Annotated in this window: 7 protein-coding genes; 2 read left to right on the top strand and 5 right to left on the bottom strand. The window is 48.4% G+C overall.

Features of this window, described 5'->3' with window-relative positions:
* Positions 1–18: 18 nt before the first annotated feature.
* From ACESLK_RS12660 to ACESLK_RS12650, 3 genes are all read right to left on the bottom strand, one after another.
* Positions 19–2,982, bottom strand: coding sequence for an extracellular solute-binding protein (locus tag ACESLK_RS12660; RefSeq protein ID WP_373229825.1), 2,964 nt, complete (start codon positions 2,980–2,982; stop codon positions 19–21).
* Between the two features lie 79 nt (positions 2,983–3,061).
* Positions 3,062–4,474 (bottom strand): ABC transporter substrate-binding protein, encoded by a 1,413-nt coding sequence (locus tag ACESLK_RS12655; RefSeq protein WP_373229824.1) that lies wholly within the window; start codon positions 4,472–4,474, stop codon positions 3,062–3,064.
* 411 nt (positions 4,475–4,885) lie between these two features.
* Positions 4,886–6,019, bottom strand: a complete 1,134-nt coding sequence (locus tag ACESLK_RS12650) for a site-2 protease family protein (protein WP_373229823.1) — start codon at positions 6,017–6,019, stop codon at positions 4,886–4,888.
* Positions 6,020–6,269: 250 nt separating this feature from the next.
* Between ACESLK_RS12650 and ACESLK_RS12645 the strand changes: the two genes are divergently transcribed.
* Positions 6,270–7,916 carry an SWIM zinc finger family protein gene (locus ACESLK_RS12645; protein WP_373229821.1) on the top strand — a complete coding sequence of 549 codons (1,647 nt, stop codon included), beginning with the start codon at positions 6,270–6,272 and terminating at the stop codon, positions 7,914–7,916.
* Positions 7,913–10,885 carry a DEAD/DEAH box helicase gene (locus tag ACESLK_RS12640; protein WP_373229820.1) on the top strand — a complete coding sequence of 991 codons (2,973 nt, stop codon included), beginning with the start codon at positions 7,913–7,915 and terminating at the stop codon, positions 10,883–10,885. The genes ACESLK_RS12645 and ACESLK_RS12640 overlap by 4 nt, the downstream gene beginning before the upstream one ends.
* An 18-nt stretch (positions 10,886–10,903) precedes the next feature.
* Here ACESLK_RS12640 and ACESLK_RS12635 read toward each other — a convergent pair whose 3' ends face one another.
* Both ACESLK_RS12635 and ACESLK_RS12630 read right to left on the bottom strand, forming a co-directional pair.
* A complete protein-coding gene (locus ACESLK_RS12635) occupies positions 10,904–12,559 on the bottom strand; it encodes a DUF4091 domain-containing protein (protein WP_373229819.1) in 1,656 nt (551 codons plus the stop codon).
* 322 nt (positions 12,560–12,881) lie between these two features.
* Complete coding sequence (locus ACESLK_RS12630) at positions 12,882–15,239, bottom strand: PAS domain S-box protein (RefSeq protein WP_373229818.1); 2,358 nt, start codon at positions 15,237–15,239, stop codon at positions 12,882–12,884.
* Positions 15,240–15,371: the final 132 nt, after the last annotated feature.

The following is a 15,371-nucleotide window of genomic DNA, read 5'->3' as shown; positions in this document are numbered from 1 at the left end:
GATAGATGGGTCAACCCCTCACTTCTCATAGGGTAGATTGAATTCTTTCCTCTTAGCGGTAATCTCTTCGTTCATATATCGCACATAATACTCCATCGTCTCACGCGGATCCTCGCCCTGGACAACGACTTTGCGGAATGCATTGTCGATATGGCGCCCGGTCAAATAGCCGCCCGGCACTTCCGGTATTCCTTTCACCCACTGCATTTGATCCTTCAGCTTATTCAAATCCCTCGTCGGCCACGGCAGCAGCGTCAACGCTTCAATGTTTGCGGTCGGGTAACGCGCTGAAGTCCCTAATCGGACTTCCATGTCACGACCGAATGCGAGCTGCGTATCTTTGCTAGTCCACCATTTCAGAAATTCCCAAGAGGCGTCCTTGTTTTGGGCATGCTTGAACATCACCGATGCGGTCCCGCCGCTGCCGACATCCCGCCGAATCATGCCGTCCGTCATCTTGGTGCCGGGAACGGGTACGAACTCCCATAACCCTTTAATTTCGGGAGCGAATACAGCGAGTTTGTTGTACATCGTATAATCGACAATGCCGATCGGCATTTCTCCAGTTCGGAACCGGTTGGCGAAGTCGATCTGGATAGGCAACTTGTAGTTGACGTAGAGATCCGTCCATTTCTTGAATTGCTGGATTGCCGTCTCCTCGTCCAAGCCGCTGGCCATGTCATGGTTCTTAAAGAACTGTCCGTCGTGTTGATACAATAGCATCGCAAAGGTTGGGCTTGGGGGCAGCGTGATGATATCCGTAGTTACCGTCTCATTCCCCTGAGCGTTAAGCCCCTTCTGCGGCAAGCCGAACTGCAGGTTGTGCTTCTGCAGCTCCGGAATAAGCGCGTACATGTCCTCCCACGTTTGCGGTACCTTTAGCTTCAATTCATCTTCGATAATGTCTTTCCGGTAGAAGAGTACCGGGAATGTCTGCTGTTCAGGCAATGCATAAGATTTGCCGTTATATTCGAAGGGCACCATGGCGCTTTCGTTGAACCGCGTCTTCACCTCGTCGAAATCGGGAAAACTGGACAAATCTTGGAGCGCATTGCGCGTCGCAAAGTTAACAGGCACTTCGTTGCCAACTTGCAGTGCGATGTCGGGACCTTCCCCTGAAACGGTCGACGGCAGCAAGACGTCCGCCGATACGAGCTTCAAGTTCACTTTGATTCCGGTTTGCCGAGTAAACGAGTCATCGACCAGCCGCTTCAAAATTTGCGCTTGGTCGCGTCCCGTGGTTACCCATACCGTCACAGATTTTCCAGCTTCGTCCGCACTGCTGAAATCGTCATAGTTCTCATAGAATGACGCCGCGAACGATGCCGTTCCCGATTGGAACTTCCGCCAATTCGTAGCATTCGGGTCTGGAAGTACTGCGCCGGGCGCTGAAACGATCAAATAGTCGATGGTCAACGGCTGCTCATTCATCATCAAGATCCAAGACCCGAGAGCACCCACGTTGTTCTTAAATGCATCAATCCGGCCAGGAACCGTATCCGGCCTGTCCGCCATGTCCTTCAACTGATAGGCAAGCGAATTCAGCAAAGCCGAACGGTCGTTGCTGCCTCCATCTGGACCTTGAATAATCTGGGCAATCATATATAACCGTTCGCTTTGCTGACGGAATGTATCGGTCATCTCAGGAATCCGCTTCTCTAGGGCATAATCCCGGAACGCATCCGGCACAACTCCAGTAAAGCTGATGACCTTCCGGTACATAGCATTCAGTTCCAGAATGCTCGACTCTGCCGATCGAACGAGCGGTGCCAATTCGCCAAGCGTCACTTCAAGGCGGATGGAATGCTCTCCCTTAGCAAAATAAAAGAGATACGGTTGGTCTGAGTCTCTGCCCAGCACCTTCATTTGCCATGGGCTGTCGTATGCGAATCCGATCCGCTTCGCTTCCTTGAACGGGATTTCACCATCGATGTACAACGTCCGAAGAGAGGACATGCCGGTCAAATAATTTTGGCGGTTTTTGACCGCAATTTGATACAACCCGTCCTCCGGCACTTCAAATTCCCATTCGATCCACTGTCCGGGCATACGCCAAGCCCAGCCTCCCGCAGCATTGTTTCGAAGCTTCGATGCATGATAAGGCTCGATAGCCGGACTAGAACGGTCGTTGTAAGGCATCAACGCAGGGGTCGATTTGTATGCCGGCACTTCTCCTTGTACATTTATGAATCCTTCTTTAGCCTGCTTATAGCCTTTTTGCTTATATAGGTTCGCCAGCTCGTCATAAGTCGGCGTATTCTCCGGATTTGTCAGCTTCAAATAATCGATGACAAGCGGCTCTTTGATGGAGGTTAACGTCAGCTCGTGCTTTCCTTTGGAAAAGTAAAAATAATACGACTCTTCGTAGTATCCCGATGCATCTTTGAATAACGTTTCCTGCCACATTGGAACTTCCACTTGTTTAGGCGTTAAATCGTTGTCGCGGTCATCACGATCAAACTGGCTCTTCTCGTCTTTCCATATCCGGTTGAAGATCAAGCTTTTGGCTTCTCTGAACGGTGATACTCCGTCGATCATCAGTTCCCTTTCAATATCTGAATCTTTACCTTTTACCGTAAAATACTTCATGCCCACGTTATATAGGCCGGCTTGTTCAACTTGAAATTCCCACGTGACCGATCCAACATCGCCAGTCTGGGCCATTCTCCCCTGCACGCCTTCAAAATTATCCAAGACAGTTGCCGTCATCCCTGATGTCTGGCTGAAGCTTTCTCCTTCTAAGCGGATTTCCGCACTCGGCTTATCGGCGTTCTGATATTTGGCCAGATATTCATCGTAGCCGCCCTTTTTGTAAGAAACGATTCCCTTTAGTCCTGAAGTGTCAAGCGGGCGATCCTCTGCGGAAACAACACGGCTGGCGCTTCCTCCGAGCAGGTATACTATAAAATAGATAACTGCAAATAAAAAAATGGCAAGTAATGATACAAATTTGTAGCTTGGTCGCCGCATAGTCTCCCTCACAAGATGTACCCCTAAATCGCCATGGCAGGTAATGGCCAGCATCGAATTAGGGGTACCCCATCAGAATGAATTTTTAAGATTACTTCGTTTCACTGAGCAATTTCTGGATATTGGCATCAAATTGATTTTTCACCTTTTCAACAGCAGTCGCAGGAGCGACTTTGCCTTCAGTGATATCCTTCACAACACCGTCAACCAATTTATCACCGTCCGGGACCGCTATGAAGCTGCCGCTGTATCCGATTTTGTCATACATTTGAACGCGTGTGTCGTACGCATCCGGCGACCAAGAATTTTTCCATGCTTCCATGGACAATTCTTTGTTTTTGCCGTGCAAGCTGATTTCGTCCATAATCTTCATAGCTACTTCCGGATGCTTGGAGTATTTGGATACCATGAACATGTTGCCGAACGGCGTAAAGGAGTTGTAATCATCCGCATTCGGCGCTTTCGGGAAGAATACGTATCCGATTTCGACACCCTTCATATTATCCGTGAAACCGCCAAGCTCCCAGCTGAAGCCTCCGTACATAACACCTTTGCCTGCGATGAACGCCTTATCGTTGCCATCCTGCGGCGCCGGTTGAATGATCGACTTGTCGACATTATACATGTCCGACATGAGTTGAAGTCCTTGAATAGCGTTCTCGCTGTCCATAGCGAATTTCATATCGCCATTGGCGTCATGGTCGAAGGAGCCTTTGTTGCCGTAAACGAACTGCTGCAGACTCGTCTTCAAGTCTCCGATAAAACCGAATACGTCGACTTTGCCGTCTCCGTCCTTGTCTTTCGTCGCTTTCTTGGAAAGCTCGCGGAATTTATCCCATGTCCATTGGCCATTTTTCTGAAGCTCATAAGGATCTTCCAGTCCAAGCTCTTGAACGAGTGTTTTGTTGTAGAAAATTCCATACGGTGACGGAGGGGAATCAATGAATCCGTATTGCTTGCCTTGGAACGCTCCGCCGTTTTTCATCCAAGGGATATATTTCGAATCGTTGACATCCAGATAATCGTCGATCGGTGCAACAAAACCTTTGTTAACTAGCTGAGGGAACGCCCAGAACAGCTCGAGTACAACCACATCCGCGAACGGCTCCCCGGCGAGTGAAGTAGTCGTGAAGTTTTCCACGTATTTGCCGTAATCGCCGAACTTGACGTATTCGATTTTGCAATTGTATTTCTTTTCTGCAGCTTCGATCAACGCGATCACTTCGTCATCTGCAGGAGTGCGGTCTTTTACTTCTTTTAGCCGAGGATCGGCGCCGTCCCACCACAACCCGATTTTCACAGCGGCACCTTGGAGATCAGGTGCTGTATCCGCAGAAGCGGAAGGAGAAGCAGGCGTCGTTTCTGAAGCCGACGGACTTGCACTCGGCGTCGAAGACGCGCTTGGCGATGAGTCGTTGTTGGAGCTTGAGCAGCCGATAACCATTGAGACAAGCATTATTGCCATGATGGTGACCATGACTTTGCGCACTTTGAAAAAATGCATTTCGATTTGTCCTCCCCTAGGCTTTCAAAATGTATATTCCCTTTCAAAACTGCAGTGTCGCAACTGCGCTTACTCCCCCCTCCGGCTTTATCAAGCGCATTCCCGTGAGTTGGTATATCCAAATCTCATCCCATCAGCTGCACCGCCTGAATGATTACGTTTTCATTTTATAACCAATCCATTACTTTGTAAATAGTGATTATATCTTTTTAATGTTTTTATATGATTTCTCTACTATTTTATCCGGAATTTTGAGGAATTCCCCTATATGTTATACCTTATAATGCGATTTATGTTGTATTAAGCTTTATTAACTATACCATATGAAATTTGTTGTAGTTGACGCAGATAAGCCCGATTCCCTTTTTTTAGGGGAAACCGGGCTTGATTTTTGTAATGAACGTGCTACCGTTAGCCTATCTGGTGCAGCTCCATTAGACGATGGCCATAGAGCATGAACACGGACAAGACAGCAGCTAGAAGGAGATAGGCAGCTAACACCTTCCACTTCACGGAGGTAGAAGCTTGATAATAAGTACGGTAACGTTGCAGCTCTACATCCAACTGATCAATCCTCGCTTTTGCTTGCCGCTGGGCACTGAGCAAGAGCTCGGAAGGAATGGGACGCGAAGGATCCGATTCCGCATATTCCACCGGTTGATGTTCCCAAGCTTGAAGCAGAGCTAAAGTCTGAGTCACATGAACATGGTCAATTTTCTCTTGGTCTCGCGTTAGACGTTCCTTATCATGCAGGAAAGGAACATGCCATTTGCGCCCTGAATCCTTAGGCTGCTTCATATTCGCTCTTGCCAGAAGAGATTGTTTAAGCTCCCAGGTACTGGTTAGGGTCGGCCATTGCTGAATGTTAGCCAGGAATTCGTTTAATTTCTGCTTCTCATACAAGAAGATCAAGCTGCTATAGCCTTCCCTCGCACGATTCCACCAGGTAAACAACCCGACAAGAAAGACGAGGAAGAGAATGGGGCTAGGGGAAAGAAAGACTAATACGCCAAGAACCAATAAGCCTACTAGCCAAATCTTCGTCGATAACACAGAGATGATTCTTCCACCGTCCAGCGGCGATACAGGGAGTAGATTAAATAGGTTAATCATTGCTCCAAGAAAAATAACCAGTGCCCAGAAGGGCTCTTCCGTATATTGATAGAGTAATACAGCAGGCAAGAAGGAGATAAGCCCAGCAAGTGGACCGCCATAGGCCAAATATGCCTCGGTTGCAGCATCTCGGGGTCTCTCCTTCAAGGAGATTAAAGCGCCTACGAAGGGAATAAAAAAGGCTGGTGACGTTGCAATTCCTTTGCGCTTGGCGGCAATAATATGTCCCATTTCATGGACGAAAATCAAATAGACGAGCGCTGCCGCGAACTTCCATCCGTAGAAGATAGCATATGCACCCATGCTAGCTGCCATCGTAATGAATGTCCCGCCAAACTTCGTCCATTTCAACAAAGCAAATGCCCACTTGAACTTTGCTAACAAAAAAATGCCTATCCCCATTAAAACAGAGCGAGTTCGGGAATTATTCATGGAGAAACTTCCTTTCAAGAAAAGCTACAGCTCTCAGCAATCCTTTCTATATTTTACAGTATCCTTGCCGATGTGCAAATTATTAAGGTCCGTAAACGAAAAACTCACTCCGTAACGACAATAACCCCTGACGGGGCACCATAGTATTTCTTACTATTCATGGTTTATTCGGTTAATAATCCAATTCGTAATAATGATATACTTAAAGGATGTAAATGGTGAAGAATCTCTAATAGGAGCCTTGTGGAATATGAAACAAACCTACACACTTGATGATGCCCAGTGGAATCGGCTCGTCGAAAATGTTACTGCTCATTTCGACGATCTTACCCTCAAGCGGGGTTTCCAATATTATAAGCAAGGGTGTGTTCAATACATGAACATGCCCAATTCCTTTTCTATTGAATCCAGCGTACAAGGAACGGCACAATACCGGGTAAGAATTAATTTGGAGATCTTCTCGGAAAGCCGCTGCTCATGCCCAGTCGGCCGACCTTGCAAGCATATCGTTGCGTCGCTTCTAGAGTTCGCAGACCTGCAGGGCCGGTCGGTATTTCTGCTAGTGAATGCTAAGACGAATGCCGAACCAAAGCTAACCGTAAAGCCTTCCGTCTATACCGCACCTTCCATTAAGAAGAACGCTCTTACGATAAGAAAAGAACAGGAGGCCGCTCTGGAGGAACAGGCTAGATTGATCCCCAATCTAAGCATTCCGCAGTGGCATGATTTCTTTGAGCTCTGTACCGCGCGTTTAGCCCAGAATACCAGGAACGCTCAATATGTTGCGGATGCGTTGGAATCCATTCATTTAGCTAAACTAGTGCTCCCGTCGAGCCTTGAGAATTTTTTTGTGCTGCATAGCCATCTATTCGTCCTCAACAAGCTAACTAAACAAGCCTATAGTCCGTCGGGACATCACAATTCCTATCTGGCCTATCAGATCCACCATGTTGCGTCGGACCTGCAGGATATCATCGAGCAGAAAATAACGGAAGCCCAGCATCTAACATCCGACCCTTCCAACGAGCACCTCATTCGGCAGACCCTAGATTATTTGCGCAAAGAAATGCTGATCCAGACTGATGATTACCACTATTTCCTCTCCCACTATATGAATGTATGGATCTATTGGGTTTGTCCTGCTACCCCAAACACGCTCCCCTACATGGAAGAGCTTCAACAATTAGAAGCCGCTGCGGGCAAGCTTAACATCTCCCACACTAGCTTCTCATTCACGATCGCCCAGATCGGGATGTATTTGTTTCAAGCTAATGACCAAGAGGCGTGGGACCGGCTTGACATCATACAGGAGAAAATTGATCATTCAGCGGAGTTTTCTCTCTATTTCCTGTCTCACCTCTTGAAAGCGGAGCAATGGGAACGACTAACTTTATGGTTAATTAAACTGGCCCCTTTCTTTAGCTCCTTCCGTAACACGAGACTTCCTGTCTATTCAGACTATTGGGAGTCAGCGATTCAACATCTGCCGGAAGCGGAGTCGCAGATGTGGGACACGCTTGTGTCTATGCTTCCGCATTCGCGTCCCCTCTACGAAGAGAAGCTGCTTGCCAGGAGTGCCTGGAAGCGCTGGATGGATTATCATCTAAGCAAAGGAAGCGACGCTCTGGATTTCCGCGTTACCGAACTTGCGCCCCTAGAGAAGAATGCGCCGGAAGTTTTGCTCCCCTTCTATCATCAAGCCGTCGAGAGATACGTTCTGAACAAAAATCGGGACAGCTACAAGGCCGCGGTCAAGCTTTTAAAGCGTCTGGCTAAGCTATATAAAAAAACGAAGCAGGAGCCGCGATGGGAGCTTTATATCCAAGCATTCGCCATTCGTAACAGCCGTCTGCGCGCGTTGCAAGAAGAGCTTAGGAAAGGAAAGTTGCTGCTATGAGTAATTATACCGAAATCATAAGCTTACAAATCAGCTTGGACGAGTATGGGAATGCGATTATCGTTGGATCTATTGGCGAGCGTGGATTTACATCCGGACTATTCATTAAGCAGCGTTTATTTGCCTGGCATGAAGCTTCCTTCTTCGGGACTGAGCTCGCTGTCCATACCGTAGAGGGGATCGAGCTTATCCTGCTTCCCGCCGAGCAGGTCATTCCTTTCTTCGCCGAATTCGAGCTTCTCCAGCATATCGAATGGGAGTGGGGCGATCGAGCAGAGCAATTAATTCGCCTTGCCCCTCTCTTGGCTAACTGCTTGAGGGGTAAGAAATATATCCCCAACTATTCCGCATTTCAGTCAGGCAAGCTTCAATGGACTTGGGACGAAGAAGCGATGGATCCGCTTGAGCGAAAGACATTGGAAAAAGCCGCAGCCGATGCAGATTTTATGGAAGGATTACGAGCCGCCTATTCTGCAGCCGTTTTTAATACCCGCTACGACTCGGAAGCGGCAGCAGCTGACCTAAGAAGAGAATTTCCTTTGTTATTTAGAAAAGGTACCGTTGATACGGGAATAGACGAGAAAGAGTGGCTGGTTACGATTGGCTGGAAAGCTGACAACGCCCCCTTCCGACCGGCTTTGCAATTGCTGGAGCCAAATGACAATGAATTGAATTGGCGTCTTCAGCTTGTTCTCCAGGATAAGAGAGATGCAGCCGTGCTAACTCATGTGCGGATCGACGAGGATGGCGAGCTATTCGGTTCTTGGCCAAGCGCCTGGACACCCCATATACGCCAGCGTTCGGCGAGCTGGCTAGAGCGTTTGCGCGTTAGTCTGCCCGCGGAGAGGTTCATCGCTCGAGGCGACGATATCCTTGCCAATCAGCTAGACGATGAAGCCGCTTGGCGTTTCTTGGCGGTGGATAGCCCTCGGCTCCTAGAAGCTGGATGGCAGGTTTTATTGCCGGCTTGGTGGGAAACCGCCAGCCGGAGGAAGCCTCGGCTTCGCGCCAAGGTTAACTCCGGTGAAGGAAGCCGTACCGGCGGCTCGCTGTTCGGGCTCGACTCGCTCATCGATTTCAATTGGCGGATTGCCATTGGTGAAATTGACCTATCGGAAGCCGAGTTCGCCGACCTCGTTGCTCGCAACGTAAGGCTAGTGCGCTTCCGCGGCGAGTGGATCCAGCTAGACCCTGCCCTGCTTGCCCAGATTCGCAAAGCTATGGCAAGCGTAGACAAAGGGAGAGGACTATCCTTCCAAGACGTATTGCAGCTGCACCTTTTGGGAGATAATGATGCAGCTTTAGGTGACTCAGCGGAAGACAGCATGTCCGAACTAGAAGCCGACGATTTCGAACGAATCAAGCTGGAAGTTGAACTTAGTGAGCATCTCATCAAGCTCATCAGCCAGCTTAATCAACAGGCAGAGCATCCGAAGCTAGCTGTGCCGCGTAGTCTTCAAGCGGAGCTTCGGACCTATCAGCAAGAGGGGTACGAGTGGTTGACTTTCCTTCGTCGCTTCGGGCTTGGAGCGTGTCTGGCGGACGACATGGGACTGGGCAAAACCGTTCAGCTAATCGCATACCTGTTGCACATTAAAGAAAATACCATAGCAGAGTCGGATTCCCGAATCCCTTCCCTGATCATTTGTCCAACCTCCGTTCTCGGCAATTGGCAGAAGGAGCTCACCCGATTTGCACCTTCGCTGAAGGTCATGCTGCACTATGGGAGCAAACGACTTAACGAGGAGAGCTTCATCTCGGACGCCAAGCATGCCGATGTCGTGCTAACTTCTTATGCTACCTGTTCACTCGACCAGGAAACTCTTCAAGGGCTTACCTGGACCGCCATCTGCCTAGACGAAGCGCAAAATATAAAGAATGCCCAAACCAAGCAATCCGCTGCTGTTCGAAGCCTTTCCGCACGGCACCGCATCGCCCTTACCGGTACTCCGATCGAGAATCGGTTGTCGGAGCTGTGGTCTATCTACGATTTTATCAATCCAGGTTATCTCGGCAGCTCGCGCACATTCAATAATCAATTTGCCAATGCGATTGAGAAAGAACGCGATACACAGCGCACCGCGGATTTGCAGAAGCTGATCAAGCCATTCATGCTTCGCCGCAAGAAGAAGGATCCTGCCATACAACTCGACCTTCCGGAGAAGAACGAGATGAAGACCTATGTACATTTAACTACCGAGCAAGGTGCGCTATATGAGCAAACCGTTAACAGCCTGTTAGAGAAAATGCAGAAGCTGGAAGGCATTGAACGTAAAGGCGCTATACTTGCCGCCCTTACGCAGCTTAAGCAGCTATGCGACCATCCGATGCTCATGACGAAGGAACCGTTGTCGGAAAATACAGCAGACGCAGCGGGGAACGGTCAGTCCAATACGGAAATGCTAATCAGCCGTTCTTCTAAGCTTGAGCGTCTGCTGGCCATGGTCAAAGAGCTCCGTGAAGAGGGCGAACGATGCCTGATTTTCACTCAGTATCTCGGAATGGGACAAATGCTGAGGCTCGTGCTTCAGCAAGAACTTCAGGAGCCTGTTCTATATTTGAACGGAAGCACATCGAAAACCGCGCGCGACCGTATGATTGAACAGTTTCAATCTGCAGAGGAGCCAGCTTCTGAAGATCAGCCTAACGTCTTTATTCTATCGCTTAAGGCTGGGGGTGTCGGACTGAACCTTACAGCAGCGAATCATGTATTTCACTTCGACCGCTGGTGGAACCCGGCCGTCGAGAACCAAGCGACGGACCGTGCCTACCGTATGGGTCAAACCCGGGATGTTCAGGTTCACAAGTTCATCTCTCTCGGCACGCTCGAGGAGCGGATCGATGAAATGCTAGAGAACAAACAGCAGCTCAGCGAGAATGTCATCTCCACCTCCGAAGGCTGGATTACCGAGCTGTCTACGGACGCGTTGAAGGACCTCTTTACCTTGCGGCGGGATTGGGTGGGTTGAGTTGATCGGAGTAACGGCTTATGATTGGACGTATTCGGAAATCGTCCGGTTGATCTGTTCCCGCTTGGACAATAACCACTCTGACTCGTCCGGATACTCGGTGAATGTTAGCGGATGCGGCAGCCCCTCTTCCAACAGCTCAAGCGTTTTTTCCTTTCCTATCAACCTTTCGAGCAGCTGCAGCGCCCTTAAGTCCTGCAGCGCCTCGAAGAAAACCTCCAGACGGATCGACTCGATCGGACTTTCGTCGCCTGGGTATACAAGGAATGCGTCTCCTGAAGGAAAAGCTCCGCCGGCATCCGTTACAAGGTACGGATCGATCTGCTTTCGCGAAAGCTGCGTAAACCAAAAGTTGTAGCCCCAATGCAGAAATCCGGCGATATCGAATTTATAGAGCTGCATACCGATGATGCGATTGCGCACTGATGGGAAACAAAAAAAGCGATTAGATACTTTCTTGTATTGCGCACAGCAGTAATACGTCCATAAATTCGGCACGTCATTATCCACAAACGCCGTCAAATGATTGTTTGCAGGAATCGGATGCTTTACAAGTCCTTTTTCATAGAAATCATAGTCTGACAAAGCGTCTATAATCGGAAAATGAGGCATGTACTCGTTAATCATCCCACTGGCTTGCCGATAGGATTCTAGACAATCAAGGTTCGGTTCATCCGATACGTGAAAATAGCAGCGTTGTTCTAGTCCATGCAAACGCAGGTAATCTGTTAGCGCCGGAAGAAATTGCGATAGAAAGTTTCGGTAAACTTCTCCCGCCGCATCCGTTTCCCAGCCGAATATTCGCTGACATTCCCCATTTACTTCTGCGATTATTTTAGGTGCATGCTTTGCCCCCCACTGGGTAAAGAGATGGGACATTTCGAAATATTCGACTCCTCTTCGGTCGCACATTTCTACCCATCGGGTCAACCGGTCAAATCCGAACTGATACGTTTCCCCGGCCTTCACCACATCCACCAACTGAACCGTCGGCCGTTCCCCTCCCACTTCAGTGTCGAGAGGCGGCGTAAAAAGCGGAGTGAGCAGCATATTCATCCCATGCCTCGCCGCGGTCAGAACGTATCGGTCGATCATGTCCCAATGCTCCTCACTGAACACCTCATGCCCATAATGAACAGCAAGGCAGTCCGCATAAAACCATTCCGTATGGATCAACCGCTGTTTCGGTAAAGACGCAGGGATGATCTCCAGATCAAAATATTGCTCGGCCAAGCGCTCTCCCGCAGACGTTTCAAACCGGATTCGTACCCGATAAATACCCGCCTGCACTTGCTCGTGGATATCCGCCGTCAGCCAGATGGCCCCCCATTGTCCCGGCATAGCCGTAATTCCTTTCTTGTCATCAATAGGATGCAAGGGGTCGGGAAACAACCCCGGCTCGGCACTAATAATCGAGTGGTCGTGGTCGGCGTAAATCGGCAATTCGGAAGGAACAAGTTCGACGGTCCGAATGGAAATCGCATCCGATAAATCGGAGTCGATCCGAACCAGTATTCCTTTCAACTGTTGATTCGCACGATAAGCCACCTGAAACGAGTAGGCTTCGTTCCGCATGGATGATCCCTTGATCATTGGCGGGTCGTTCAGTTCCTGTTCGGCGAACACTTTGGCCAAAGAACTAAGGCACCGGGTTTCAAATCGATTATCGCTCATGGCTTCCACTTCCCTTCTTGTCACTCAAGTATTTCGCTTCCTTCAACGTGCGCGATCCTCTTTTTTCTTACCCCTTTATGACGATATCCCCTTCGCTCAGCTGAAGAATAAATCGAACAAGTCGGTCCCTGAGTTGAAGGGATATCGTTATTAAGGCTCGGATTATGCGTGATCACAGTACATGCAAAACCAGCCTCAATGAAATAGATCCTTCAGTTTTCGAAATATAAGGGGGAATCAAGGCTTCTTTCGAATGCTCATGAATCATTATCAAGATACGAAGCTGGACTCAGAAAGCAATAATAAAAAGGCACTAACCTCATTAATAGTTAGTGCCCTTAATAGCCGGAAGAGTCACGACGATGGTAGTTCCAAGGTCCATCTGGCTGAAAATACGGATGCAGCCGCCATGGTTCTCGATAATCTTATAGCTAACTAGCATTCCTAGACCTGTGCCTGCTTCCTTGGTGGAATAAAACGGCTCACCGATTAGGCGCAGCTGCTTCTCGGAGATGCCGCAGCCTTGATCCTTGATCTGGACAACGGCTTCATGGTCGCTGCTGATTTCTAAATTCACTTGAATGACTCCGCCTCGCGGCATCGCTTCGATTGCATTCTTAAAGAAATTGATGAACACCTGCTTGATTTGATTGGCATCGCATTGAATGAAACAGTTCTGGTCCGCCGGGTTCAACCGAATCTCAATATTTTGCAGGATCGCCTGAGCTTCAATCAGAAGGATGACATCCTCGATCAGCGCCCTCAAATCCTCTTGTTTCATCTGGATAGCCTGCGGCTTCGCCAGCATGAGCAGTTCTCTGATAATCAGCTCGATGCGCTCCATCTCTTCCCGTATGATTTGCAAGTATTTAGGGTTATAAGCCTCGGAGCTTCCCATCATTTGTACAAAACCTTTAATTGCCGTCAGCGGATTGCGGATTTCATGGGCGATTCCGGCTGCCAACTGACCGGCGATAGAGAGCTTCTCCGACTTCATCAGAAGCTCGTCCTTTCGTTTCTGCTCCGTTATATCCTTGGAAATAATGTAGCAGCCTACCATATTGCCCATGATGTAGATCGGAGCCGGCGTAACCAGCAGATCCAATGGATCTCCCGTCCGATGCCGGACCCGCAGCTCCGAGCTCGACAACAGTTTTTCAAAGACAATCCGATGGAACAAGGACAAGGAATTCTCAGCATCCTCCTTATTCATCGATTCGGTAAAATGCTTCCCGATAAGTTGAGCCGCCGGATAGCCGAATATACGCTCGGTTGCCGGATTCACGGACATGACCATTCCATCCAGGCTCAAGGAAACAACGGAATCCGGGTTGTAGCTCTCCAAGGAAGTGTACCGGTCTACGCTCTCTTCGAGCATTTGCAGCGTCCGTTTTTGCTCCGTGATATCCCGAAGAATGACATATTGGAATTGCTCTCCGGCAATGGTGATAAACTCGCTTTCCGCACTGACCAACCTTTGTTCTTGGTCATTTATCACTATCCTGAATTCGCTGTTCCCTGATTTTTCATTCAACAAACCGCTCTCAAGCTGCCTAATGAAAGTATTCCGATCGTTCGGTGCCATTAAAGAAGGGAAACCCTGCAGTTTAATTTCGCCTGCGGACATCTCGAACAGCTGAAGCGCAGCTGGATTGGCATCATGTATTCTGGCTTTTTGATCCAATAACAGAATCGCCAAAGGAGAGAGTTCATAGAGGATTTGATATTTCCGCTCGAGCTGCGGGGATGGAAGGGAACGAATAATAAAGAATACAAACGCTGCCCCTGCAAGTAAAGCAATGGAAGTTACAAGTATAGTCGCGTTGAAAATGGGGGCGGCTTCCTGCACCACTTCCTCTTTGTACCAGGTACCCATTATTTTCCATCCGGTCAATCGATTCGTGGTAAACACCATTTTCTTGGATTTTCCATCAATCGGGTTTATGTAATCAATCTCGCCTGAATCGGAATTGTATATGGTGTCTGTAAACGATGCTTTCAGCTCACCACCCGTTGGCTGCGTAGGATGAGATAAAAATTTTCTTTTTGCATCAGCTAGAAAAATATATCCTTGATTGCTTACTTTTACTCCCTTTACGATGGTATCCAGTGTTTTCAAATCAAGAGTAGGTGCGATGACGCCATGACCGTCGCTCGCAACCTTTGCTATGGACAAAACGACTTTATGGGTCCCTTGCATGATGTACGGATCCGTAATGATAACCTTCCCTTTGTTCTCCATCGCTTGTTTGTACCAGGGTCTTTCCCTTGGATCGTAATCAGAGGGCAGCATCACGCTGCTTGGAGAGAATTGATATCTCCCTTCTTCCGTTCCGACAATGATCCCTTCCAGCTCGGGATGATACCTTAAAAACCTATCCAGCTTCTCTTTAACTTTGGGATCATCGATTCCCTGGTTCGAGCCTGTCGATCCAAGAGATATTTCTTCCGACAGGATATTAACTTCACTTATTTTGGCATTTATTATTTGAGTAATCGTTTCATTAAGCAAATTTACATCTTCGGAAGCTGCCCGCTTCATTTGGTCATCCACTTTATCCTTTGCGGTAGTGTAAGAAATCCACCCAATTGCTGCACTTGGCAACAGCAAAATGATAGCGAATGCCAAGACCAATTTGTTTTTGACTGAGTATTTGATTAAACCCTGTTCAGCTTTCATGCGGAAAACAAGCCTCCTATGTTTAGAGCGGGCTTATATACTCGAGTATTTCTATAATTATACCATTATCATTAAAAATGTATGGGTAATTTTTACTGTTAGAAAGACGAATAACTTAGGCGTGATGCACGA

The organism is Cohnella sp. (genome assembly GCF_041640265.1).
Lineage (GTDB): Bacteria > Bacillota > Bacilli > Paenibacillales > Paenibacillaceae > Cohnella.
This window is presented reverse-complemented; position numbering and strand designations above follow the sequence as displayed.

Coding starts and splice junctions, on each gene's coding strand:
- ACESLK_RS12640 (WP_373229820.1), top strand. CDS start 7,913: ATGAGTAATTATACCGAAATCATAAGCTTACAAATCAGCTTGGACGAG.
- ACESLK_RS12645 (WP_373229821.1), top strand. CDS start 6,270: ATGAAACAAACCTACACACTTGATGATGCCCAGTGGAATCGGCTCGTC.
- ACESLK_RS12650 (WP_373229823.1), bottom strand. CDS start 6,019: ATGAATAATTCCCGAACTCGCTCTGTTTTAATGGGGATAGGCATTTTT.
- ACESLK_RS12635 (WP_373229819.1), bottom strand. CDS start 12,559: ATGAGCGATAATCGATTTGAAACCCGGTGCCTTAGTTCTTTGGCCAAA.
- ACESLK_RS12655 (WP_373229824.1), bottom strand. CDS start 4,474: ATGCATTTTTTCAAAGTGCGCAAAGTCATGGTCACCATCATGGCAATA.
- ACESLK_RS12630 (WP_373229818.1), bottom strand. CDS start 15,239: ATGAAAGCTGAACAGGGTTTAATCAAATACTCAGTCAAAAACAAATTG.